Origin of the sequence: Arthrobacter sp. MW3 TE3886, from assembly GCF_041262145.1 — a bacterium.
Taxonomy (GTDB): domain Bacteria; phylum Actinomycetota; class Actinomycetes; order Actinomycetales; family Micrococcaceae; genus Arthrobacter.
In genome coordinates, this window is sequence record NZ_JBGCAN010000001.1 from 3,075,592 (window position 1) to 3,099,107 (window position 23,516).

Here is a 23,516-nt window from a genome sequence, read left to right on the forward strand (position 1 = left end):
CAATGCCGTTGGATCAATTGGGGCCATAATTGTGCCTGAAACAGGCAGGTCCTCGTTGACGACATGCAGGTTAGGGTGTAACCATGAGCGACCCCAGATTCCATCCCCGCAAAATGGCCGCCCCGCCGGACCGCCAGAACTTCGGCAAGGTCGCGGAGATCTCTTGGCTCAAAGGGACCACCGAATTGGAAGTATCCCGAATCGAGGCTGCCCGGCTTCAGCATGCCTTGGCCCTCAAGATCACGAGCAGGCTTCGGGACAGAGGCTACAGCATCCGCAGCTACGCAGAGCTTGCAGGAATCGGCTACGACCGGATGGCCAAAGTCCTTCGAGGTGACGCGGTAATGCGGCTGGAGGACGTGTCGGACGCCGAACGCCTGCTCGGCGCTATTGCGGACCCTCTGCTAAACGACAGTATTTCCCGGTAACCCGCCGGGCTTGGCTGTCATAGCCGTCAGCGGGCGTGGACAGCCCCCACCCGAGCTTCTTCCGCGCTGATAAAAACTTGGCACAGCAGACCGTGACGATAGCGTAGCAACCTCGCCACCGGACTCATACGCTGCGACCAGCATGCGACTTGTCGTCAGCAGTTCCCTGACATCATTTCACTTCCGGATCAATCGATAACCGAGTCCGAGTGCTGCCTTTTGAACTTCCGCGACGGTGAATTTCGCTGGAAGGCTGGCTGGAAGCGTCGGAGAAGAAATCCCTCACATCCACACCCAGAACGTCAGCGATGTCCCAGAGTCGTTCATAGGCGATGCTTTTTTGGCCCCACTCGATGCCAATGAGCATGTTGCGGCTGAGGCCCGCCTCGAGCGCCAGGGACATCTGAGTCAGTCCTTGGGACATTCGGATCTCCCGTATACGCGATCCAACTCGCTTGCGGCGTTCTAGCCAATGCTGTAGCCGGGCCGGCGGTGTCTGGGAAGGTCTAATGGGCACACCTCATGCCACTAGACTAAAACATATTTGTCAGCTCCACTAGTGAGACATTGACGCGATGAGATGCAGATCACCACTGAGTGCGAAAGGCCTTTCCCATGGGAGTATCAGTCATCCTCGATCTAAACGAGGACGTATCCGTGCCACAACTGAGGCACTTCCTCAGCTACGTTCCTGAGGGCTTCGACCCCAGCTGCGATCTACGGATGCAGATCCAAGATGGTGTAACGCCAGAGTTCCTCGAGATTCGGCTTCCCGTCCCCCCGGAGCTGGACTAACATCCCCAGCGCCGCAACCAAGATGGATTCGAACCTGCGGTCACTAAACGACGAAACAACTGGAAGCTATGCGGTGCGGACCGGATCCGGAACCTTGTACGCCATCCACCTGGATCCGCCCCGGGAGGTCGTACGGCTCGCCAAAGACCGGAACCCGACCTCTCCCTATGACGAGTTGCCAGCCGCTGAGCTCCGCCGCGACGGCGAAGCGATCAAGCTTCTCAACGTCATCGAGATGCGGGTAGGACGACGCGGCCTGATGCTGCTGGACCTCAGGCTCGATGGGATCCCCACACTCCGTGGCACAACCGAGGTACTTTCCATCTCACGCCTCCAAGGGAATTGGCCCCATGGAGCTCATATTGAATTCCACTAACGCAGGAGAACGACGCGACATCGAGAACTCACCAAGCAACCACGCACCCTTTGTCGTCGCCGGTGACTGGCACGGCAACCAGGGGTGGGCCATCGCCACGATTCAATCTGCGGCGCGTGAGGGCGCCGCCACCATGCTGCATGTAGGCGATTTTGGCCTGGACTGGCCTGGTGCCAAACGAGGCCGCTACGAAGCCAGACTCAACGGGTTTCTGCAAGCGCTCGGGATCACATTGATAGTTTCAGGCGGCAATCACGACAACTGGAAAACCCTAGAGGAGCTCCCCGTCGGAGCCGACGGCCTAGCGACCTTTCGTTCCAACATTCGGGTGTTGCCCAGGGGCGGCCGAGCGCAGATCAGCGGCCTGGTTGTCGGCGCCCTCGGCGGAGCCTTCAGCGTCGATTACGGGCACCGGAGTGAAGGTAAAGATTGGTGGAGCAACGAGGAGCCAACGTCGGAGGAGGCGAAAAAGCTGATTGAGGGCGGACCCGTTGATGTCCTCATTACCCACGATGCGCCTGCCGGCGTACCGCTGACGGGCGACTTAGAACTGCCACCGGAGCTCACGGCAAGAGCGGAAAAAACCCGGACGTTGCTCCGTGAGGTTGTCGATTCACTGGCCGTTCCACACGTCTTCTGCGGCCACTGGCACCAGCGGCGGATCCACGAACTAGCACACCCGGACGGGCGCGTATCGCGTATCGACGTGCTCAATAAGGAGAACTCCCGCGAAGGCAACGCGGTGCTCGTTTGGCCGGGTGAAGCGCCGCTGCGCATCGAATCACTCAGCATCCGGGGTAACCAATGAGTCGCTCCGCGGGAGTGCTGCCGGGTTCCAGCAGCCCTCACGAGCGCCGTTGCCGGACAGGGTCTGGGCTGGCGTCGGTGCTGGTCCCGTGAACCACGCACCCTCACGGAGCACCATCGACGTCATCGCCCACACCACCGGGGGCGCCGAGTGGTGGCAGATCGTCGCTGCCCTAGGGCCGCTCGTAATGCTCCTCGTTGCCGGGATTGGCTGGTTCGCACTGCGGCGGCCGACTGTCGCGGACGCCGTCGCCTTAGACGCCGAAACGATCCCCGCCAGTCAGTCAGCCTGGTGGCCCAGGGCACGATGGGCGTTGGAAGCGAGCCTAGATGAAGATCCGGCTAAACGCGAGGTTGGCCTGGCCGCCTTGGAGCTCCTCAACGCCAGCAGTCTTTCAGGCAAAGAGGAGACCCTGATCATCGCCGAAGCATGGAGAGGACCGCTCCGAGACAGAACGGCGATGAGAGTTTTGGCGGACAAGAATTCCTTTGATGAAGGCGACACACAGGACCGGACCCGCCCCGAGGAGCGCGTGATGGTTCGCGCCGCCCGCCTTCGACTCTCAACTGACAAGAAGCAAGGCATAGAGAGCCCGTCGTGGGTGAAGGAGATCGCAAAGCGGCCGCTTGATCCTAATGTCAGCACATGAAAGATCCACAAATATTCCTCCCCTACTGTGTCGGTGGTCAAGGCCGCATGTGCCGGCGCATCTGGCGCCCAGACGGCCTAGGTGTGCCAGGCAATTGACGAGCATACGGATTTCGCGAGGCGCTGGACGGACGCGTTGACGGACGGATCGGTCGTCGAGAAGTCCGCAGCCTGATTGCCAATCACGGCCGAGAGCTCCGTCCAGGTAATCCAGCAGAAGACATCGTGGATCCGTTCAACCAGCCCTTCCAACGCCAGCTGCTCGTTGTTAGCGCGTAGTAGTACGGACTCAAGTTCGGAGGAGATGGCGTCTTCGAGGCTCATTCGGCCACGGCCACGGCCATGAACCAGAACCGGAGGTGCCGTGCCCAGCAACAGGATCAGAGGGACGCGCCTAGCTGCATGCGCCATCGTTGCCACGTATTCCTTTGCCAGCTGCCCGGGCTGGAACGAACTCGATCGAACACGCTTGGCCTCAACGAGGACAAAAGAGCCCGGAGAAGTGCTGAAAGCGTCTGGCTGCACCACGAGCTGGTCAGTTCCTGACCGGTTCGGGGCGAGCGTCATATCCCCTGGCAGGAATCGAAGTTCGGCTTCTTCGATCTCTTTGACCAGGACATTCCTGGCGTGGTCGGCGCCCTTGGCGGCACGAATTGCCGCACCGAGGAAGCGGTCTCGGGGAAGGAAATCGAGCGCCATCGTGACTTCTGCGCTCAGCACGTTCTCCCGGCCTCGGCCGCCTTGACGGTAACTGGTCGCGTGTTCCCACGAGACTTCCTCAAGCAGCTTTCCGACCATCGACATGGCAACACCTGGCATGGCTTCCACACAGATTCCTTTTCCAACTCGGCTACTGCAGACCTGACCGTGACCGCCGGCTTACCCCACCATCGCCGACACGCGCACCCGGTTCAGCGCCTCAGCCAGCAGATCCACGTCCGACTCCGGGAACAAGCTCTCCGGTCCGGCAGGGGCAGCGTCGCTGTAGGGAGACTCGTACAGCGCGCCGACGTCCACCACGCCATTCTCGGTGAGTTGCTGGACGATCATGTTAACGAAGTGCATCTGGTTGGCATTGAGGGTCTTGTCCCCGACGAACTCGGACAAGGAATCCAAGGCGGCCTGACGGTCCATACCCACCAGGGAACGGACAAACAGACCTAGCCCCTCAGCCTGTGCGGTGGCGGCTTCAAGTTCCTCGGGTGAACCCGCGCCGCTCTCAATCAGCATCCGCTGAAGCTCAGCAAGATCCGTCTCGGTCAGGGGATAGCCTCGACGTAAGCGGTGGATGGCCATGTGGTCGAGGAATCCCTGGAGGTACATCCGGGCCTTCTCGCGGTACCGGGACAGATCTACCGATCCGGTCACGGTCCCCTTCAGCTCACTTTCCACGATCTCGCCGAGGGTGTCTTCGAAGTTCGTGTAGACCACCTTGCGGCGCTTCTTCTCGATCAAGTGGACCAGCCCCCGGAGCCGGACCCGGATCAGTTCCAGCCACTGCGGCGAGACCTGGCCCCACTCCCCTCCCTCCAGAATCGACTGGATCAGGAGCATCTGGGCGGCGATGGCGGGGATGTTCGGCTGGTCCTGCAGGGCGGACGCAATCTCAACAATCTTCTTGCGGTACGGCTCCACGGCTGCCGCTGAGGTCAGTGAAGCCAGCTGAGCCTGGTACATCAGCAGGTCGAAGCGTTTGGCTTCCTCTGTATCGGCGGCGGATGCCAGCGTCGCCAAGGGGGCCAGCTTGGTCTGCAGGTCCGTCAGATCCTGCGTGCCAAGGGTGCCCCACGAAGCGGGCTTTGAGAACTTCTCCACCCACTCCAACTGCGGGCGGACCAGGAAGTTCTCCCGGGGCAGCCCCGCTACCTGCCCCACAAGGCCGGACTGGAGCGTCGGCACGAAGTCGCCGTCGAGCCCGACAGCGCGGGCTTCCGCCAGCAGCTGTGCCCGGACGGCGAAGCTGCGCTGCGCCAGGGACTGTCCCAAAGAGCCTTCGGAACCAGGCAGCTCGGCGTTGAAGTACTCAACGTTCTGGCAGACGTCGAAGATGAAGAAGTCCTTCTTGTCCTCACCCGGGCCGTACAGCTCCGGCCTGAGCCGGGTGCCGCGGCCCACCATCTGCCAGAACTTTGTCTTGGATCGCACCACCTTGAAGAAGAGCAGGTTGACCACTTCGGGCACGTCGATCCCGGTGTCCAGCATGTCCACGGACACGGCAATGTGCGGACTGTCCTCCGCGCGGGCGAAGGCGTCGATCAGGGTAGAGACGTAGTTGACGCTGTGCGTGATGATCTTCGCGAAAGTGCCCCCGTACTGCGGGTAGTTGATGTTGAACCGCTCGGCGATGAATTCCGCGTGCTTCTGGTTCTTGGCGAAAACGATCGTCTTCCCAAGCCGGTCTCCCCCGGCGACCTTGTGCCCGCGGGTCATCAGCACCTCGAGTGCCTTATCCACGGTGTCGGCGTTGAACAGCCAAGTGTTCAGGATGGCCGGATCCACGGCGTCCGGGATCTCCCCATCCTCATCCCATTCGGCAGAGTCCCAGTCCTCCTTTTCCTCCTCCGAGAGTTCCTCGTAGCGGATCCCTTCGACCGGGAACTTCAGCGCAATGGACACGGTCCGGGGCGGTACGAGGTAGCCGTCGGAGATGGCCTGCGTCAGCTCGTAAGCGAACGTGGGGACGTGGTCCTCGATGTCGAACAGGGAGTAGGTGTTGCGGTCCACCTCGGACTGCGGGGTGGCCGTCAGGCCCACCAGATACGCATCAAAGTAATCGAAGATGGCCCGGTACTTCTGGTAGACGGAGCGGTGGGCCTCATCGATGATGATCAGGTCGTAGTGGCCGATCCCGAACCGTTGCTTCAGGACCGTGCCGTCGTCGGTCCGTTCGTTGATCAGGTTCATCATCGTGGGATAGGTGGCGATATGGATGCGGCTGTCAGCCTCCACGTCCCGCCCCAGAATTACGGGTGATGATCCTGGGAGATTGCTCTTGAAGGCCCGGGCGGCCTGATCCACCAGGGCGACCCTGTCGGCCAGGAAGAGTACGCGTTTGGCCCAGTTCGCCTGCATCAGCAGGCTGGAGAGCGCGACGACGGTGCGCGTCTTGCCGGAGCCGGTCGCCATCACCAGCAGCGCCTTGCGTTCCTTGTCCGTTTCCAGGGCGTCGGTGACCGCCCTGATGGCCGCCTGTTGATAGCTGCGGCCCGCAATCTCGGTGTTGATGGCCGCCGTGGCCAGGCGTTTGCGGGTGGCGCGGCGGTCCACCATGAGCTGGAGCTGGTCCCGGGTGTGGAATCCCTGGACCGGGCGGGGCGGGTAGCCGGAGGCGTCGTCCCAGATCCAGTGCTCGTAGCCGTTGCTGTAGTAAATGACCGGACGCTGGCCTTTCTCCGTCTCCAGTGCGTCGGCGTAGAGCTTGGCCTGCTGCTGGCCCTCGTACGGTGACTTGGATGACCGTTTGGCTTCGACGACGGCGAGTGGCTTGCCGTCGGATCCCCACAGGACGTAGTCCACGAACCCGGTTCCGGTAGTGGGGCCGGCGTGGGTGGGCATGTGGTTGACTTCGAATTCGCGGTCTTCGGCCTTGTCCAGTGCCCATCCTGCTTCGCCCAAATAGAGGTCGATGTAGACCCTGGTTTCGGCTTCTGAGTAGTCGTGGCTGTCCGGGAGCTTCTTGTTTTCTTCCTTCGCCCGGGCGATCTGTGCGCGCAGGGCCAAAAGCTGGGCCTGAAGTTGCTCGTTGTCCTGCTTCTGCGCGGCCAGCGCCGCGTCCTTGGCCGCCAGTTCTTCGGCGAGTTTGGCCGTCTGGTCCGCAGAGCGGGGCTTCTCGGCGGGCATCCTAACGCCCGGCTTCGGCGTCGGGCTGAGGAACTGTCCGTTGAATGCAACAGTTGAGGCCGGGCGGTGGGCTGGATCCCGGGTGTAGCGGAGCGCCAGCCAGATGCAGACGTGGAAGAGTTCCCGAATGGTCTGCTCGGAGTGCTGGACGGTGATGGCGGCGTTGGTGTGGATGGCGCTGTTCGCGACCTTGCGGATGAGGTGGAACTTACTCACGATCGTCTCGCCCGCGAGGCGCTTGAACGACGGTTCCGACATCAGGGCGTTGAGATCGCCCTTGTAAGGCAACGCAAGCGCGTTGTCAGCTTCGTACAGCCAGGCCAGCATCGCTTCGACGGACCGCCGCGCGTAAAGCAGAGAAGACCGGGGGTCCTTCCGCGCGTAATGCTCGGCCAGCCGCGCTTCCTTCGCGATGCCCGGCCACTCCGCCTGCAGTACAGCGAAGTTGCTGTTTACATCCCCCAATGCCACTCCTCTGTCGGTGTTCTGTTCGGAGCCTAGCCGATGCAGCATGCCGCTTCGCGGCGCAACATCCGTTCCAGCGCTATTTCGGCCATTACGCGTAACGAATGGCAGGTCCGGCAAGAAAACTTGCCGGAACCTGTACGCCGCGACTCTCTAGCCTCCGCCAGTGGAGGCTAGGAAAGTCCCAACTACTTAAGCCGGAAGTAGTTGAAAGCCGCGTCAACTAACCGTTGGCTCCGGTGGATTATGTGCTGCTTCGTCCAAGTCGATTCGCTGATCACGTCATCATTGATTCGAAGCATATTCTTTAGCCCCACAGAGTTACCGTTGCCGTCTCTGGCATTAAGTTTGTCGAGGAATGATTTATTGCTCAGCGTTGCATTAAAACGCGTGACGCTGAGATTCCCTAGAGTGTGAACGTGTTCCGCCTGAACGGCTTTCGCCACCTCTGGGGATCCGCCCATCATGTCAATCCAGGATGGAGGGATATTGGCACCCTGGGGGAAGATGTGCTCAACGGACCAGGCATGTCTCTTTCCCTCCATTGCCCAAAGATCCACGCGTGTCTCGTCCGTCATGCTTGCTTCCGCAAGCGAGCACAATATGAAGCGGGTCATGTCGTAGGAGTCTTCGTAAGCGTTGCCAGCGAGCTTTTCGCGGAACAACTCGTCCGACGACGAAATGCCGACGAGCCGTTCACGCAGCAATTCGAAAATGGGATCGCCGACACCGTGGTGCAGTTGGGACGTGATGGCCATGAAGAGACGTTGGAGTTCATAGGTGGCTGGCAGTCCCGTGACATTTCGGCGTACGAAGAAGGCAACCAGCAAGTCGCAAATCGCGACTAAATCGCCATCGTTGAGCTTCAGGCGCCCCTGATTTGTCATCAAGTACATGAGAAGCAAGTGTGACGGTGCCCCTTGCGCCCTGCGGAGCCGAATCAATGCGGCGTTCAGCGCAGGGTTCTCAGAGCTGCGTGATCCGCCGGCAATTTGGCTGTAAACCGCTGCTGCTCCGCTTATTCGGCTGACAAATTCCTCATGTCCATGCTCGATCAGCTTTTCGTAGATGCGGATGAGGTTGGACCGTGTAGCCACCGGCTCGTTGACTACGTCATTCAGCACTTCCTTGAAGGCGTTGTAGTACTGACGGAAGAAGCGTTCTTGCAAGGAGTAGTCGTCCCCCAGCAGATCAATGATGCCCATCCACTCTTCAAAGACCGCTTCCACAGCCAGGGCATCTTTCCCGTGGGTGGAGGCCAGCAGCTTGTTCTTGATCAAGTCAATGGGCGTTAACTGTGCACCGCGGTTGTTGAGCGACTCGAAGAGGACGTAGGCGTCCGAGTGATTCTTGACTTCGATCTTGACCAGCACAGCAGCGGAGACCTGCTCGACCATTCTCAGGAGTTGGGTGTGCGACGGCTCAGAGGTGGTAAGCCTGGCTTCAATCTGGTCCACGAAGTAGCGGAAGCACTTCATGATCCGCCGGTTACCCAGATTGCCGGGTCTACTCTTCAGCTGCTTGACGACACCGGCTTCGCTGAGGACAGCGACATAGTCCCCGGCGTTGTTGTTCTGACGTTGCGGGGTGAGCCTCGGGTGGTCGGCGGGGTCTTTGAGGACCAGCTTCCGCCGGAGATTGATTAGCGAGGCGTTCTCGTCTTCATCAAGGTCCTCTTTGCGTGCAGCCAAGCAGGAGTAAAGGGCAGCGAGCAGGATGGACAGTGTTGTCATTCGCTGTTGACCGTCGACAAGTTCAAGCTGGGCGATGTCGGTGGCGTCCTTCTGCTGGTTGATACAGATGATCGACCCGAGGAAATATCCCTCCGGGGCCCCCAGCACATCGTCAATCAAGTCCTCCCAATGCGTCTTGGACCATGTGTATTCGCGCTGGTAGGGGGGAATGACATAGACGATCTTGTGGTCTACGCCGAGAAGACTTGATACAGCACAGTCTTTGACTGAATCGATCATTGGTGATTCCTTCGGCTAGCGACTAAAGCTGACCGCTGAAGGCGCGGTGCTGTAGAGACGCGGATAGGTCTTCGAGTTCGTACAGGTGGATCTCGTGCTGGCTCTTGAGTTGTTCAATTGCCGCCACCCGCTCTGCGAACCGTCTCCGCATGTCAAGCGGAGGAGCTGGTACTTCCACGCCCCTAAGGATCGCCAAGTTGATATTCTTTTGGGCTGATTCGGGAGCCCTAGCCTCCAGCGTTTTCTGGAGAAATGAGAACCAGGTTCTGACATACTCGATGGTCGCCGCGTCTGACTCAAAGCCCACAACACTGTCGGGGAAGCATGCATCGAGCTTGAGAATTGCGGTCTTGGCGATATTGGCAGCGATCGTGATACATAATGTTCCTGCAGGCCACTTCTTACTCTGCTTCAAGCCGAATTCCGAATAGGTGGCTGAGAATTTCCTAACGTAGCCCGAGGCGTTGGCCACATCTCCCGTCTGAATCAGCGGGTGAGATCCACCGAGCAGCTTGGGGTCATTTCGGGGACGATGTTTGGACTGTCCTCTTTCAAGAGTCCCGAGTTGAGACAGGGCTACTAACGGCCAACCCATCGGGTTGAGAATTGGGTCGCCGAACATAGCGTGGAAGATGGACCGGGTGAGAGCGTCGAGATGGGCAAGAGCCTGACGTCGTTTGGCATGGAGTTCGTCTGTCTTGTCCAGGATGGCCGCAATCCGCCGCTGCTCGCCTAAAGCAGGGAGCCGGATCTTCAACCCGTCGAGATGCTCGTTCCGCAGATTGTTGATATTTGCGCCGGCAGCCATACTCGATACCTTCGAGCGATAGTCCGCGGTTCGGAAGTAGTGGCCGAGGTAGCTTGCATCGATCTTGTCCGTTGGCCGAACGACCTTGCAGAATGCGCCGAATGTTCCGTGGAACCCCGCCGGAACGCAGGCGGCCTTGCCGACACCGCTGAGACTCCCGCTAGATGCGACGACTACGATGTCGCCCGCCTGCAGTACTTGTTTCTGGGAGACACTTTCATCCGGAACGAACTGAAGATCATCGAAAGCCAGACCATGTTCGTGAACGTTCCCGCCGCGCAGCAACGGAATGTAGCCAGTCTGAGGGGCTGTTCTAACATCCGCCTTAGAATATGAAACTCCGCGTATCTGCTCGGCAACGTCCCCTACACGAACGATTTCTGTGTCGGCGAGAACGGTCGGGGTGCTCATTTGAGCAGTTCCTTCAAATCAGACATTCCCAGTGTGATTTCCCGTTCAAGGCGCTCCAGGTCAGCGATTATTTCGGCTGGCTCTTGGTGATCGATCTCCTCGTGCTGAACTTCTTTGTACCTCTTGAGCGAGAGGTCGTAGCCGTTCTTGGCGATTTCAGCCTTAGGGACGACGAAGGACCGGTGGGTGCGCGCCCGGTCGGCCTCCGTCGTCGTCCGGTGCTGCCAGCGGCCCAGAACGTCGTCGAGATCGGATGTCGCCAGCGGGGTGCGCTTGTCGTCCAGGCTGAACCCGTCCGCGGTCACCTCGTAGAACCAGACGTTGTCGGTGCCGCCGGAATTGGTTTTGGTGAAGAACAATATCGCGGTTGAAACCCCAGCGTAGGGTCTGAAGACCCCCGAAGGGAGTTTGACCACGCCTTCGAGTTTGTGGTCCTCGACGAGGATTTTCCGCAGTGCCTTGTGCGCCGTGGACGAGCCGAACATCACGCCATCGGGCACAATCACCGCGGCCCGTCCGCCAGGCTTGAGCAACCGGAGGAAAAGGGCCAGGAAGAGCAGCTCCGTCTTCTTGGTCTTGACCAGGGAGAGCAGGTCTTTGGCGACGTTCTCGTAGTCCAGGCTGCCGGCGAAGGGCGGGTTGGCGAGAATGACGTCGTACTTTTCCTCCTCGGTTCCGTGTAGGTCGGCCAGGGAGTCCCGGTAGGTGATGTCCGGGTTTTCCACCCCGTGCAGGAGCATGTTCATAGACCCAATGCGGAGCATGGTGCTGTCGAAGTCGTAGCCGTGGAACTGGCTGTGGTGGAAGAACCTGCTCTGCTCGGCGTTGGTGAGCAGGTTCGGGTTGTGCTGCCGTAAGTACTCACCGGCCTGGACGAGGAACCCCGCGGTACCCGCGGCCGGGTCACAGATCGCCTCCATCGGCCGCGGCGCCGTCATCTTCACCATCAGGTCGATAATGTGGCGTGGCGTTCGGAACTGGCCGTTGGTGCCGGCGGAGGCGATCTTGCCCAGCATGTATTCATAGAGGTCGCCCTTGGTGTCGCGCTCGTCCATGGGGATTTCATCGATGATGTCGACGACTTTTTCCAGCAGCCCGGCATTGGGGATGGTGAAACGGGCGTCTCTCATATGCTGGGCGTACGAGGATTCCTCGCCGTTGGCTAGCTGGGCCAGGCCGGTGCGCAGGAACGGGAAGATGTGCTCGGCGAAGACTGTGTACATCTCGTCGCGGGAGAAGTTCTTGAACTTGCTCCAGCGGAAGTCCTGATACGAGCGGCCCTTTTCGTCCAGACCGCTGGGGAAGACCGGGTTTTCGACAGGCTTGCCGGTGCGGTTGGCCTTGTTCTCGGCTCGGGTCTGGTTCTCATCCAGGCGCTTAAGGAAGAGCAGATACGTTATCTGTTCGATCACTTCCAAAGGGTTGGAGATGCCGCCAGTCCAGAATGCGTTCCAGACCTTGTCTACCTGAGATTTGATTTCGCCTGTTATCACCGTTTGAGTTTAGTGGGTGTTCGATGATCGGCCGGCAGCCTCGCGGGCCATGCATCAGACCGACTCTGCTCAAATTTCGGCCCGACGATAGTCCTAGGAACAGGCCAAAACGGCCGTTACCAGCGGGGCGTTAGACGGCAAATGGAGATCCACAGACTAGACAGTAGAACGGGCCAGCAGCTGTCTCTGGGACTTTGACCGGTTCGTAGGCATGGCAGGGCGACGCGACGATCGACATGTCATCCTTGTCCACGAGGGGCATGGCCTCCTCCGGGAGGTCGAGATGGCCCGTCCGCTTCACGGAGAAGTGCTTGTTGGACGCACCCTGGAAGATTCCGTCCAGCTGGTCCTCGAGAGATTGCAATGCCGCGGGCATCGCAGCCTTTTGGGCGTAGTCGAGCTGTTCTTGAGTCCACCACGAGCCAGGACCCGCGGACTGGCCGCATAAGGGACAGTGGTAAATCCCCGAGTCACTAATCTGTTCCGCTTCCTCGTTGGCGGGGCCGTGATGCCATTTGAACTCTTGCATGCAGTCAGGGCATTCTCGGCGGAGGAAGCCGTCGTTGTCTAGGGGCAGGGAAATGGAAATTTCCATCAGGCACCACTCACGAACTCGGTTTGTTCTATGGCTACGCCGTCAGCCGTTCTGCCGGTGATGACGATGTTGAAGTAAGGTTTGGCGGAATCGCCCATGCTGAGAGGCATCCGCCGCAGCGCCACAATGGACTTCCCGTGAGGAAGGTTTGGCACGGGGAGGGAAGCACTCTCCCTATGGAGATTCCTTTCCTCTCCGGATGCTGGCTGTACATCCAGGTCAAAAACATCACCTGGCCCGTTGTTTGTGACGATCACGTCACTCATCTTGTTGCCCCCATGTTCGTTGAGCCGAGCTGAGAGGCGGGGGCGTCCTGAAGCCTCAGATGATGGTAGCCTGCGCCCCAAGGGCAGGCCCTCACCAGGGGCTGAGGGCGGCGTTAGATCACCGGCGGTGTGCCAGTCAGTACCATCGGTGTTCACCGAGCAACCGGCAGTTCGGAGCCGAGTCGCAAGTTCCTGTCGCTTCTGGGAGGAATTGTCCAAACGAACGACATGTCGGCCATGTATGTCGCTGAAACTCCTAATCTGGCCCAGTTCCACGATTACAGTCCGGTCTGGGTTTCGCCCCATAGCCATCCCGGCTTCGAATAGAACATTTGGGCGCGGTTGCATCTGAGGTGAGCATTCAGGATCACCCGGATACGTCAAAGACTCGTGAAGATGTGCGATGTCATCGGGGGTCTGAAGGACGACCACGGCACTCGCCGCACCAAAGGCGGCGTTCAGAACGTCTCCAATATAGGGCGACCCCTGACCGGTCATCGCAATGGCCCGCGACCACTCCAATGGATTGAGACCAATAGACCTCAGAAATTCGAACAGCGCCTTCCTGGCCGCTTCGTTGCGTCCGTGTATAACAAAAACCGTGCGCGCATCAGTGGTCATTGCTGCTGCTTCCTCTTTAAGAACTTGAACAAGGCTATCGATCAGTTGCGAGAAGTTGCGGACACTTTAGATTCGCCCGCATGGCTGAAGTCAGCTCCGCGCAGCGTGGGCAAGTCTTGCTGTGCGCGCAGATGCAGGTATGACGTTGCCGGGGCGAGGAGTTCACGCTGGGGCACGGAACCATATCACCCAGCCGCTAATTTCAGCGCTTAGAGAAGGGGTCCGATCCGCAGCGGCGGAGCCGCCTGGAGGCAAAGTGTCCCACCTCGATGATCACTTATCCAACACAAGAGAACTCACCGACGAGGTTTATTCGTCCTCATTGGTAAAGCCGACGATCTTTGAGCCCGTTCCTTTGCCGCCGGTTCCGCTTGCCCCGCTGCCCTTGGCCAACCGCCGTGAATGTGGCCACCGAGGGTTAGAGATTTCCCATGTACTGCGGAATCTCACATTCTCATTGCAAATGAGACCTAGCTGGAAGACTCCCAAGCCCCCGTCGTTTCTTCCAACTAGGTCGACATCTCATCACAGTTGCCAACTAACTTGCCAGAGAAGCCATGCTGTTTGTCACTTGCCAACTAACTTGTCACTTGTGCCAAGTATCTTGGCAACTCACAGTGCGGGGCCGTTCCGGATCGATCGACTCGCCGACCTCACAAAAGACTAGAAGTCCCAGTCGTCATCCTCAGTATTGACTGCCTTGCCAATCACGTAAGAAGAACCCGAACCCGAGAAGAAGTCGTGGTTCTCGTCAGCGTTCGGCGACAGGGCCGAGAGGATCGCCGGGTTCACGTCGGTGACGGAGGCCGGGAACATGGCCTCGTAGCCCAGGTTCATCAGCGCCTTGTTGGCGTTGTAGTGCAGGAACTTCTTGACGTCCTCGGCCAGGCCGACGGAGTCGTAGAGGTCGTGGGTGTATTGGACCTCGTTCTCGTACAGCTCGAAGAGCAGCTCGAACGTGTAGTCCTTGATCTCCTGCTTGCGCTCCTCGGACAGGCCCTCCAGGCCCTTCTGGAACTTGTAGCCGATGTAGTAGCCGTGCACGGCCTCGTCGCGGATGATCAGGCGGATCAGGTCGGCCGTGTTCGTCAGCTTGGCCCGTGAGGACCAGTACATCGGCAGGTAGAAGCCGGAGTAGAACAGGAAGCTCTCCAGCAGCGTGGAGGCCACCTTGCGCTTGAGGGGGTCGTCGCCCTGGTAGTAGTCCATGACGATCTGGGCCTTCTTCTGAAGGTTCTCGTTCTCGGTGGACCAGCGGAACGCCTCGTCGATCTCCTTGGTGGAGGCCAGCGTGGAGAAGATGGAGGAGTAGCTCTTGGCGTGCACGGACTCCATGAACGCGATGTTCGTGTAGACGGCCTCTTCGTGCGGGGTGAGGGCGTCCGGAATCAGCGAGACGGCGCCGACGGTGCCCTGGATGGTGTCCAGTAGGGTCAGGCCCGTGAACACGCGCATGGTGAGCTGCTGCTCGTCCGGGGTCAGCGTCGCCCACGACTGCACGTCGTTGGACAGCGGCACCTTCTCCGGCAGCCAGAAGTTGTTGACCAGGCGGTTCCAGACGTCCACGTCCTTGTCGTCCTGGATGCGGTTCCAGTTGATCGCCTCGACGTGGCTAAGCAGCTTGACCTTTTCGGTCATGTCATCCCCTAAATGTTGGGTTTAGTTCTTAGTTAAAGCGTACGACGGCGGGCGGGCGCCCGCCGTCGTACTGTCACGATTTAGTTGAAGCTACAGCATGCAGCTGACGCAGCCCTCCACCTCGGTCCCTTCCAGCGCGAGCTGGCGGAGACGGATGTAGTAGATGGTCTTGATGCCCTTCTTCCAGGCATAGATCTGGGCCTTGTTGATGTCGCGCGTGGTGGCGGTGTCCTTGAAGAACAGCGTCAGGGACAGGCCCTGGTCCACGTGCTGCGTGGCGGCGGCGTACGTGTCGATGACCTTCTCGTAGCCGATCTCGTACGCGTCCTGGTAGTACTCCAGGTTGTCGTTCGTCAGGTACGGCGCCGGGTAGTACACGCGGCCCAGCTTGCCTTCCTTGCGGATCTCAATCTTGGACGCCACCGGGTGGATCGAGGAGGTGGAGTTGTTGATGTAGGAGATCGAGCCGGTCGGCGGGACAGCCTGCAGGTTCTGGTTGTAGATGCCGTGCTCCATGACGGAGGCCTTCAGCTCGCGCCAGTCATCCTGCGTGGGGATGTGGATGTTCTTGAACAGCTCGGCGACCTTCTCGGTCTGCGGGACCCATTCCTGCTCGGTGTACTTGTCGAAGAACTCGCCCGAGGCGTACTTGGACTTCTCGAAGCCGCCGAAGGTCTGGCCGGTCTGGATGGCCAGCAGGTTGGAGGCGCGGACCGCGTGGAACACCACCGAGTAGAAGTAGATGTTGGTGAAGTCCAGGCCCTCTTCGGAACCGTAGTGGACCCGCTCGCGGGCCAGGTAGCCGTGCAGGTTCATCTGGCCGAGGCCGATCGCGTGGCTCTGGTCGTTACCGCGGGCAATCGAGGGCACCGAGGTGATGTTGGACATGTCCGAGACGGCAGAGAGCGACCGGATGGCCGTCTCGATGGTCAGGCCGAAGTCCGGCGAGTCCATGGTCTTGGCGATGTTCAGCGAACCCAGGTTGCAGGAGATGTCCTTGCCGGTCTGGTCGTAGGACAGGTCATCGTGGTACGTCGTGGGCTGGGAGACCTGGAGGATCTCGGAGCACAGGTTGGACATGATGATCTTGCCGTCGATCGGGTTTTCCCGGTTCACGGTGTCCTCGAACATGATGTAAGGGTAGCCGGACTCGAACTGGATCTCGGCGAGGGTCTGGAAGAACTCGCGCGCCTTGATCTTGGTCTTCTTGATCCGGGAATCGTCCACCATCTCGTAGTACTTCTCGGTGACCGAGACGTCGGAGAACGGCATGCCGTAGACCTTTTCGACGTCGTACGGGGAGAACAGGTACATGTCCTCGTCCCGCTTGGCGAGCTCGAAGGTGATGTCCGGGATGACGACGCCGAGCGAGAGGGTCTTGATGCGGATCTTCTCGTCCGCGTTCTCGCGCTTGGTGTCCAGGAAGCGGTAGATGTCCGGGTGGTGCGCGTGCAGGTACACCGCGCCGGCACCCTGGCGGGCACCGAGCTGGTTGGCGTAGGAGAAGCTGTCCTCGAGGAGCTTCATCACGGGGATGACGCCGGAGGACTGGTTCTCGATCTGCTTGATCGGCGCGCCGACCTCGCGGATGTTGGTCAGCGCGAAGGCGACGCCGCCGCCGCGCTTGGAGAGCTGCAGCGCGGAGTTGATGGACCGGCCGATCGACTCCATGTTGTCTTCGATGCGGAGCAGGAAGCAGGAGACCAGCTCGCCGCGCTGGCGCTTGCCGGCGTTCAGGAACGTCGGGGTGGCCGGCTGGAAGCGGCCTTCGATGATCTCGTCCACCATCTGGGTGGCGAGCTTCTCGTCGCCGCGGGCCAGGTGCAGGGCCACCATGCAGACGCGGTCCTCGTAGCGCTCCAGGAAGCGCTTTCCGTCGAACGTCTTCAGCGTGTAGGAGGTGTAGAACTTGAACGCGCCGAGGAAGGTCTCGAAGCGGAACTTCTTCTTGTACGCGCGGTTGTAGAGCTCGCGGATGAAGTTCATCGTGTACTGGTCGAGGGTTTCGCGCTCGTAGTACTCGTTCTTGACGAGGTAGTCGAGCTTTTCCTCGAGGTCATGGAAGAACACGGTGTTGTTGTTCACGTGCTGCAGGAAGTACTGGTGCGCGGCCTCGCGGTCGGCCTCGAACTGGATTTCCCCGTTGGGGCCGTAGAGGTTCAGCATGGCGTTCAGCTCGTGGTAGCCCAGGCCCTTGTAGGCGGCCGGCATTTCGTGCTTCTTCTGCTGTTCCTGCTTCTCAACAGCGGCGGCGCCGGTGCCGGTGTGCAGGCCTGCGCCCTCAGTTACTGCTTTGTCTGCGACAGTCGTGTCCAAAACTCTTCCAATCCTTGTTGTACGCGGTTGACGTCTTCCGGCGTCCCCATGAGTTCGAAGCGATATAGGTGCGGGACCTTGCACTTGGCGGCGATGATGTCGCCTGCCATGCAGTAGTTGTCCCCGAAATTGGTGTTTCCTGCGCCGATCACTCCGCGGATCAGCTTCCGGTTGCCCGGATCGTTCAAAAACCTGATGACCTGCTTTGGAACAGATCCCTCTCCCCCGGTGCCGCCGTAGGTCGGGAGCAACAAAACGTAGGGCTCCCGGGCCACCAGCGGAGCGTCCCTCGGGTAGAGGGGGATCCTGGCGGCGTCGACGCCCAGCTTCGCTACGAAGCGTGCGGTGTTTTCGGAGGTGGAGGAAAAGTAGATGAGCCGGCAGTGCGTTGTGGTGGCCGGTGCTGCCGTGCTGACCGCTTCCCCGCTGTCAGCCGTGGCAGCCACCCGATCTTCAGTTTTTACAGCCACGGTGGTCACCTCATCTACCGTGAATTTTTGCCTGGTAGCGGCGTCCTGGGCTTTTCAGGCGACAGGGCGTTTCAGGCTACTGCGACGGCGGCAGCCTGTGCCAGTTCTTCGATCTTGTCCGGGCGGAAACCTGACCAGTGGTCCTGGTCGGTGACGACAACGGGGGCCTGCATGTAGCCCAGGGACTTCAGGCGCTCAAGGGCTTCCGCGTCCTGGGAAATGTCGACGCTCTGGTAGGCGATGCCCTTCTTGTCCAGCGCGCGGTAGGTCGCGTTGCACTGAACGCAGGCCGGCTTTGTGTAAACCGTAACGGTCATGGTCCTGTCCCCTTTGTTGAAGTCTTCTGTGGAGCGCAATCCCGGCTCCGGATGTCCCGCGCTGATGCTCTGCTGGAACTGTATGTCGATACTACATGTAGTGCAAGAGCCTCATGTGGACCCCAAGATGATGTATTACAAGTATGTCATTTAACCCACCTTTAATCCACAGGAGGGTGCCCTCCAAATGTCCGGATTTCCGCCATTTTCGCGGACGAAATCCACACCCTGTGGAGTAGTTAGCCACATTAATCACCCCCGCGTGTCGCACCGCAGACGGCGTGTCGCGCGCCGCCGCGGGGACCCGGATCGGTGGCGCCGGCCACTACATCTGGTGTCCGGGCACACGAAAGAGGCGGGCACCGTGGTGCCCGCCTCTTTGGTTCGTGATTGTTCTAACAGCCGTCGAGCACGATCTGCTGCACGTCGAGGTAGCCCGTTTCAAACCCGGCCCGGGAGTAGCAGAGGTAGAACAGCCACATCCGCTGGAAGACCGCGTCGAAGCCCATGGCCCCCACCTCGTCTTCGCGGGCCATGAACCGCTCCTCCCAGAGCCGCAGCGTCTGGGCGTAGTGCTCGCCCATGGCGAGGCGTTCGCGGACGCGCAGTCCGGTCTGCTTCGCCGTGATGTCTTCAATGGCGCGGACGGACGGAATGACCCCGCCCGGGAAGATGTACTTGTGCACCCAGGTGTAGCTGGTGCGGGTGGCCATGAGCCGGTCGTGGGCGATCGTGATGGCCTGGATGGCCACCTTGCCGCCCGGGGCCAGGACCCGCTCGATGGTCTGGAAGTACGTGGCCCAGTATTCGAAGCCGACGGCCTCGATCATTTCGACCGAGACGACGGCGTCGTACTCGCCCTCGACGGCGCGGTAGTCCTTGAGCTCGATCGTGACGGCGTCGGCGTAGCCGGCCTCGGCCACGCGCTGGCGGGCCAGTTCCTGCTGCTCGCTGGAGAGCGTGACGGAGTAGACGGTGGCGCCGCGGGCGGCCGCGCGCAGGGCGAGCTCTCCCCAGCCGGTGCCGATTTCCAGCACCCGGGTGCCTTCCTTCACGCCGGCCTTGTCCAGCAGCCGGTCAATCTTGGCCTGCTGCGCGGCGGCCAGCCCGTCCCAGGCCACGTTCCGCAGGGCGTCGCCGCTTTCCGGGAAGAGGGCGCTGGAGTACGTCATGGTGCTGTCCAGGAAGGAGGCGAACAGCTCGTTGGAGAGGTCGTAGTGCCGCGAGATGTTCGAGCGGGTGTTCTTCTCCGTGTTCCGTTCCCTGCGCGGCTGGCGCGGCAGGTACAGGCCGCGCAGCTTCTGCAGCGGCTCGGGCACGAGCGTGCCGACGCGGGAGGCAAAGACCTCCATGACGGCGGTGAGGTCATCGGCGTCCCAGTCGCCGGCCATGAAGGACTCGCCCAGGCCGATCAGGCCGCCGTCGCCGAGGCGGGTGGCGAAGGCGTCGGGCCGGTTGATGGTCATGACGGGGTAGGTGGCGGGCGCCTCGTCAGAAGGAGCCTTGCCCAATACTGTGCCGTCCGGGTACCGGACTTCCAGGGGCAGCCTGCGCACGGCCGCCTTGAAGATGGCGTCCGCGGCGCGTCCGGCCACACGGGCCTTGAGGCTCGCGGGCACCGTGGCGATGCTGGGCCAGATGGCGGCATCGATGGTGGCGGGAGGCTGGGGAACGGTGTACGGCACCCTGCCGGTGACGAGCCCGCTGGTGACGGCGCTGCCGGTAACTGCGCTGCCGTCTATGGCGCTGCTGCGCGTGGTGCCCTGTGCCCGTCCCGTACCGGATCCGGTCGCTTCGGTCATTGTCACTGAACTGCCTCCTGTGAAGGGTGGTGTGGTTTCTTGATGATGGGCAGGCGGCGCGCCCACAGCTTGATGCCCTGCCAGCGGATCTGTGCCGCGACACGCAGCGGGGCCGCGGGTACTGCGAGCGCCGCGGACACGATGTTCCGCAAGCTCGCTTCGTGCCGGACGCCGTCCATGGTGGCGATGAAGGGCTGCTGGCCCTCCCGTTCCAGGACGATCGATACGGCGAGCCGTTCGCCGGGTTCGGGGAGCTTCATGCGGTATTCGCCGTCAACGTCGTTGAACGGCGAGACGTAGAACGCCTTCGGCACGCTCGCCCTGCCCGTGGCGTCGGTTTCGAGGAGGTAGCAGTGCCGCTCCCCGTACGTGTTGTGGACCTCGGCGACGACGCAGCGCAGCTCGCCGGAGGCGCTGTGGCACCAGAACACGCTCAGCGGGTTGAACACGTGCCCGAACACCCGGGCGCTGGCAAGCATGGTGATGCGTCCGCCGTCGAGCTTTATCCCCTGGGTGGCAAGGTAGCTTTCCACGTTGCCGCGCAGGGTGCCGGACGGATCGCCGAGGTGGTCCTCCACCCGGAAGCCGGCCAGCGGCCAGAGCAGGCGCGGCAGCCGCGGGAGGTGGTCGACGTCGACGTACCAGCTGTAGCTGCGGTAGGTGAACGCGTTGCGCAGCGGGGTGCGCCGCACATGGGCGATGGCGGTGCGGTAGATGGCTGCGCCGTGGAGTGCGGCCGGGTGGATGGTGGCCGGCGCGCTCATGGCACGTCCACCGTGGCCGGTTGAACTGTGGCCGGCTCCTCTGTCGCCGGGGCTAGGTCCGGGTCCACGGCCACCGTGCCGATATTAACGGGGAGCTGGTCCCAGTCGCGGCCGAGCCGGGCGGCGGCCTTGAGGCCGGACAGGGCGCCGTCCTCGTGGAATCCCCAGCCGTGGTACGCGCCGGCGAAGGCCAGACGCCCGTCGCCGAGTCCGAGGATCCGCTGCTGTGCCGCCAGCGACTCCGGAGTGTACTGCGGGTGCTCGTAGACCATCCGGTCCAGGACCGTGGCGTCGTCGATCAGCTCGGATTCGCCGAGGCTGACGATGTACCGGCCGCCGTCCACGGGATCCAGCCGCTGCAGCCGGGTCATGTCGTAGCTGACCAGGACCTTGTCCGGCCGGGCGTCGCAGGACGGCAGCCGGTAGTTCCAGGACGCCTGGGCGTTGGGGCTGGCCGGCAGCACGGCCTCGTCACGGTGGAAGAGCGTCTGGTTCACCGAGTACGGCATGCCGCCAAGGGCGGCCCGCTCGGCGGCCGAGGCGTCGGTGAGCATGCGCAGGGCCTGCGCCGGGTGGGTGGCGATGACGACGGCGTCAAAGGTCTCGCGCACGGTCCCGGCGCCGAGAGCGGACGTGACGTCGACGCCGTCGGCGTGCCGCTGCACCGCGGTGACCGGGCTGGCGAGCCGGATGTCCGGCAGGGTCGCGGCGACCTTGTCGACGTAGCTGCGCGAGCCGCCGGTGACGGTCCGCCATTGCGGCGAGCCCTTGACGCCGAGCAGGCCGTGGTGGCCCAGGAAGGTGAACAGGTAGCGGGCCGGGTAGGCAAGGGCGGTGGTGGGGTCGCAAGACCAAACGGCGCTGACCACCGGGGTCATGAAGTGCGAGATGAAGTAGCTGCTGAACTTCTCCCGCGCCAGGAAGTCTCCCAGGGTGAGCTCGTGTCCGTCGGCTGCCGTGCCTGTGGCGGCGGCGGGTTCGGCCAGCAGGGCACGGGCACGGCGGTGGAACCGGGTGACTTCCAGCAGCATCCTCAGGTAGCGGCCGCGCAGCAGGGTGGACGGCCCGGGAATGATGCCGCTCCCCTTGGCCCGTGCGCCCGCGTATTCCAGGCCGCAGCCGTCGCAGCGGACGGACATGCTCATTTCGGAGTCCTGGGTTTCGACGCCGAGCTCGGCGAACAGGCGCAGGAGGGTGGGATACGTCCGCTCGTTGTGGACGATGAAGCCGGTGTCCACGCCCAGGGTGGGCCCGTTCTGCTGCGGCACATCGTGGGTGTGGGCGTGGCCGCCGAGCCGGGAGTCGGCCTCGAAGAGCGTTACCCGGTCCTGCCCGTTCAGCACGTACGCGGCGGTCAGCCCCGCCACTCCGCTGCCGATGACGGCTACCCGCCGGCCTGCCGGAATCCCTGCTGCTTGCGACACTGATCTGCTCCTGTTGTCTGGCCCGAAGTCTCTTATGGGCAATTCGTGGCCGTCGGGCGGCCGGATGAGTATGAAACTGGGATTTTTTAGTTCTGCTGTCAGACCGTCGCCAGTGACGCCATCATCCGTCCCTTGGGTTGGGTTCCTCGGATTCTCCTGCATCGGCCCGGCCGCGCAGCGCAGACATTCCGTGCAGTCCCTCCGGCAGACATCCGGCAGATTTACCGGCACGGCCGCCGGAGGGCGGGATATGCCACAATGAAGCGGGAATTCCGGTCCCGTCTCCGTGGACCCGCAACCAGGCGAAGGGCAGCCCTTGATCAACCCCGTCCATCTCCGGACCCTTGTGGAAGTGATCCGGCTTGGATCTTTTGCGGCCGCCGCCACCCGGCTCGGCTACACGGCCTCGGCCGTCTCCCAGCAAATGTCGGCCCTGGAACGCGACACCGGCGTCACCTTGTTCCAGCGGGCGGCCCGCAGCATCCAGCCGACCGAAGCCGCCGTCGTGATGACCCGGCACGCCGCCAAGGTGTTGACGGACATCGAGACGCTGATGGCCGCCGCCTCCCGGGCGCAGGAAAGCCCCAGCCAGGAGCTGCGGCTGGGCATCTTCCCGAGCCTCGCCACCTATGTGCTGCCGCCGATCCTGCAGAACCCGGCCTGGAAGAAACTCGGCATCGACCTGCGGGTCTCGGTCGCGGAACCGGCCCAGACCATCCAGGGGCTGCGGACCGGCGGCGAACTCGACGTCGCCCTGGTGTACCAGGTGGGACAGTCCGGCCTCGCCTGGCCGCACACCGTGGACCGGCAGTGGATCGGCGACGACGACTTCCGCGTGGTCCTGCCGGCGGCCTGGGGCATCGGCACGGATTCCAAGGTGGCCGCACCGCACCTCTCGGACATGCCCTGGATCATGCACCACCCGGGCACGTCCGATGCCACGGTGATCGAACGGCTCTTCGCGAGCTGCAACCTGCACCCCCGCGTGGTGGCCTACAGCGATGACTTCCACGCCAGCCTGGAGATGTCCGCCGCCGGGCTCGGCGCCGCCCTCGTCCCCGAGCTCGCCTTGCGGCACCGGCCGGCCGGCGTGGTGGTCCTCGATGTGCCGGAGATCCGGCTGGCACGGAATGTTTTCGCCCTGCTGATCAACGAGAAGCGGACGGCCCAGGTCCAGCTGTTCGTGGAGCTGCTGGCCGAGACGATGCACCGGCTCGGGACCGCGCGAAAGGACTGAGCTCAAGGGCCTGAACCGAAA

General features: G+C 61.8%; 19 protein-coding genes. 4 read left to right on the plus strand and 15 right to left on the minus strand.

From position 1 onward, the window contains the following. Nucleotides 1–83 precede the first annotated feature (83 nt). Nucleotides 84–428: a hypothetical protein gene (locus ABH915_RS14010; protein ID WP_370122331.1), complete on the plus strand. Its 345-nt coding sequence runs from the start codon at nucleotides 84–86 to the stop codon at nucleotides 426–428. A 172-nt stretch (nucleotides 429–600) separates the two neighbouring features. On the opposite strand, the gene ABH915_RS14015 is transcribed toward ABH915_RS14010, so the two are convergent. Next, complete coding sequence (locus tag ABH915_RS14015; RefSeq protein WP_370122334.1) at nucleotides 601–945, minus strand: helix-turn-helix domain-containing protein; 345 nt, start codon at nucleotides 943–945, stop codon at nucleotides 601–603. 628 nt (nucleotides 946–1,573) lie between these two features. Between ABH915_RS14015 and ABH915_RS14020 the strand changes: the two genes are divergently transcribed. Further along, nucleotides 1,574–2,407 (plus strand): metallophosphoesterase, encoded by an 834-nt coding sequence (locus ABH915_RS14020; RefSeq protein WP_370122337.1) that lies wholly within the window; start codon nucleotides 1,574–1,576, stop codon nucleotides 2,405–2,407. 88 nt (nucleotides 2,408–2,495) lie between these two features. Continuing rightward, nucleotides 2,496–3,056: a hypothetical protein gene (locus tag ABH915_RS14025; protein WP_370122340.1), complete on the plus strand. Its 561-nt coding sequence runs from the start codon at nucleotides 2,496–2,498 to the stop codon at nucleotides 3,054–3,056. Nucleotides 3,057–3,133: 77 nt separating this feature from the next. On the opposite strand, the gene ABH915_RS14030 is transcribed toward ABH915_RS14025, so the two are convergent. The 14 genes from ABH915_RS14030 to ABH915_RS14095 all read right to left on the minus strand — a co-directional run bounded on the left by ABH915_RS14030 (nucleotide 3,134) and on the right by ABH915_RS14095 (nucleotide 22,258). Beyond that, nucleotides 3,134–3,883: a hypothetical protein gene (locus ABH915_RS14030; protein ID WP_370122342.1), complete on the minus strand. Its 750-nt coding sequence runs from the start codon at nucleotides 3,881–3,883 to the stop codon at nucleotides 3,134–3,136. Between the two features lie 51 nt (nucleotides 3,884–3,934). Next, complete coding sequence (locus tag ABH915_RS14035; protein WP_370122345.1) at nucleotides 3,935–7,360, minus strand: DEAD/DEAH box helicase family protein; 3,426 nt, start codon at nucleotides 7,358–7,360, stop codon at nucleotides 3,935–3,937. A gap of 188 nt (nucleotides 7,361–7,548) precedes the next feature. Then, nucleotides 7,549–9,333, minus strand: coding sequence for a DUF262 domain-containing protein (locus ABH915_RS14040; protein ID WP_370122347.1), 1,785 nt, complete (start codon nucleotides 9,331–9,333; stop codon nucleotides 7,549–7,551). Nucleotides 9,334–9,355: 22 nt separating this feature from the next. After that, entirely contained in the window at nucleotides 9,356–10,552 is a 1,197-nt protein-coding gene (locus ABH915_RS14045) for a restriction endonuclease subunit S (RefSeq protein ID WP_370122350.1), read from the minus strand. Beyond that, a complete protein-coding gene (locus ABH915_RS14050; RefSeq protein WP_370122352.1) occupies nucleotides 10,549–12,045 on the minus strand; it encodes an N-6 DNA methylase in 1,497 nt (498 codons plus the stop codon). The genes ABH915_RS14045 and ABH915_RS14050 overlap by 4 nt, the downstream gene beginning before the upstream one ends. A 130-nt stretch (nucleotides 12,046–12,175) precedes the next feature. Continuing rightward, nucleotides 12,176–12,409: a hypothetical protein gene (locus ABH915_RS14055; protein ID WP_370122355.1), complete on the minus strand. Its 234-nt coding sequence runs from the start codon at nucleotides 12,407–12,409 to the stop codon at nucleotides 12,176–12,178. Between the two features lie 230 nt (nucleotides 12,410–12,639). Beyond that, nucleotides 12,640–13,527 carry a TIR domain-containing protein gene (locus tag ABH915_RS14060; RefSeq protein ID WP_370122358.1) on the minus strand — a complete coding sequence of 296 codons (888 nt, stop codon included), beginning with the start codon at nucleotides 13,525–13,527 and terminating at the stop codon, nucleotides 12,640–12,642. A 663-nt stretch (nucleotides 13,528–14,190) separates the two neighbouring features. Beyond that, complete coding sequence (nrdF, locus tag ABH915_RS14065) at nucleotides 14,191–15,165, minus strand: class 1b ribonucleoside-diphosphate reductase subunit beta (RefSeq protein WP_018773326.1); 975 nt, start codon at nucleotides 15,163–15,165, stop codon at nucleotides 14,191–14,193. Between the two features lie 90 nt (nucleotides 15,166–15,255). Next, nucleotides 15,256–17,376 (minus strand): class 1b ribonucleoside-diphosphate reductase subunit alpha, encoded by a 2,121-nt coding sequence (gene nrdE / locus ABH915_RS14070; RefSeq protein ID WP_026537148.1) that lies wholly within the window; start codon nucleotides 17,374–17,376, stop codon nucleotides 15,256–15,258. A 74-nt stretch (nucleotides 17,377–17,450) separates the two neighbouring features. Then, nucleotides 17,451–17,855, minus strand: a complete 405-nt coding sequence (nrdI, locus tag ABH915_RS14075) for a class Ib ribonucleoside-diphosphate reductase assembly flavoprotein NrdI (protein WP_223916943.1) — start codon at nucleotides 17,853–17,855, stop codon at nucleotides 17,451–17,453. 167 nt (nucleotides 17,856–18,022) lie between these two features. Beyond that, nucleotides 18,023–18,268 carry a glutaredoxin-like protein NrdH gene (gene nrdH, locus ABH915_RS14080; protein WP_018773329.1) on the minus strand — a complete coding sequence of 82 codons (246 nt, stop codon included), beginning with the start codon at nucleotides 18,266–18,268 and terminating at the stop codon, nucleotides 18,023–18,025. Between the two features lie 395 nt (nucleotides 18,269–18,663). Further along, complete coding sequence (locus ABH915_RS14085; protein WP_370125004.1) at nucleotides 18,664–20,070, minus strand: class I SAM-dependent methyltransferase; 1,407 nt, start codon at nucleotides 20,068–20,070, stop codon at nucleotides 18,664–18,666. 2 nt (nucleotides 20,071–20,072) lie between these two features. Continuing rightward, nucleotides 20,073–20,834, minus strand: coding sequence for a DUF1365 domain-containing protein (locus ABH915_RS14090; RefSeq protein ID WP_370122362.1), 762 nt, complete (start codon nucleotides 20,832–20,834; stop codon nucleotides 20,073–20,075). Continuing rightward, on the minus strand, nucleotides 20,831–22,258 hold the full coding sequence (locus ABH915_RS14095; RefSeq protein WP_370122364.1) for an NAD(P)/FAD-dependent oxidoreductase: 1,428 nt from the start codon (nucleotides 22,256–22,258) through the stop codon (nucleotides 20,831–20,833). The genes ABH915_RS14090 and ABH915_RS14095 overlap by 4 nt, the downstream gene beginning before the upstream one ends. A gap of 316 nt (nucleotides 22,259–22,574) precedes the next feature. Here ABH915_RS14095 and ABH915_RS14100 point away from each other — a divergent pair, with 316 nt between their 5' ends. Beyond that, nucleotides 22,575–23,495, plus strand: a complete 921-nt coding sequence (locus ABH915_RS14100; RefSeq protein WP_370122366.1) for a LysR family transcriptional regulator — start codon at nucleotides 22,575–22,577, stop codon at nucleotides 23,493–23,495. Nucleotides 23,496–23,516: the final 21 nt, after the last annotated feature.

What these genes read in the sequence shown, in the direction of transcription:
- ABH915_RS14010 (WP_370122331.1), top strand. Translation starts at nt 84, where the DNA reads ATGAGCGACCCCAGATTCCATCCCCGCAAAATGGCCGCCCCGCCGGAC.
- ABH915_RS14020 (WP_370122337.1), top strand. Translation starts at nt 1,574, where the DNA reads ATGGAGCTCATATTGAATTCCACTAACGCAGGAGAACGACGCGACATC.
- ABH915_RS14040 (WP_370122347.1), bottom strand. Translation starts at nt 9,333, where the DNA reads ATGATCGATTCAGTCAAAGACTGTGCTGTATCAAGTCTTCTCGGCGTA.
- ABH915_RS14045 (WP_370122350.1), bottom strand. Translation starts at nt 10,552, where the DNA reads ATGAGCACCCCGACCGTTCTCGCCGACACAGAAATCGTTCGTGTAGGG.
- ABH915_RS14060 (WP_370122358.1), bottom strand. Translation starts at nt 13,527, where the DNA reads ATGACCACTGATGCGCGCACGGTTTTTGTTATACACGGACGCAACGAA.
- nrdF (WP_018773326.1), bottom strand. Translation starts at nt 15,165, where the DNA reads ATGACCGAAAAGGTCAAGCTGCTTAGCCACGTCGAGGCGATCAACTGG.
- nrdE (WP_026537148.1), bottom strand. Translation starts at nt 17,376, where the DNA reads ATGCCGGCCGCCTACAAGGGCCTGGGCTACCACGAGCTGAACGCCATG.
- nrdH (WP_018773329.1), bottom strand. Translation starts at nt 18,268, where the DNA reads ATGACCGTTACGGTTTACACAAAGCCGGCCTGCGTTCAGTGCAACGCG.
- ABH915_RS14085 (WP_370125004.1), bottom strand. Translation starts at nt 20,070, where the DNA reads ATGACCGAAGCGACCGGATCCGGTACGGGACGGGCACAGGGCACCACG.
- ABH915_RS14090 (WP_370122362.1), bottom strand. Translation starts at nt 20,834, where the DNA reads ATGAGCGCGCCGGCCACCATCCACCCGGCCGCACTCCACGGCGCAGCC.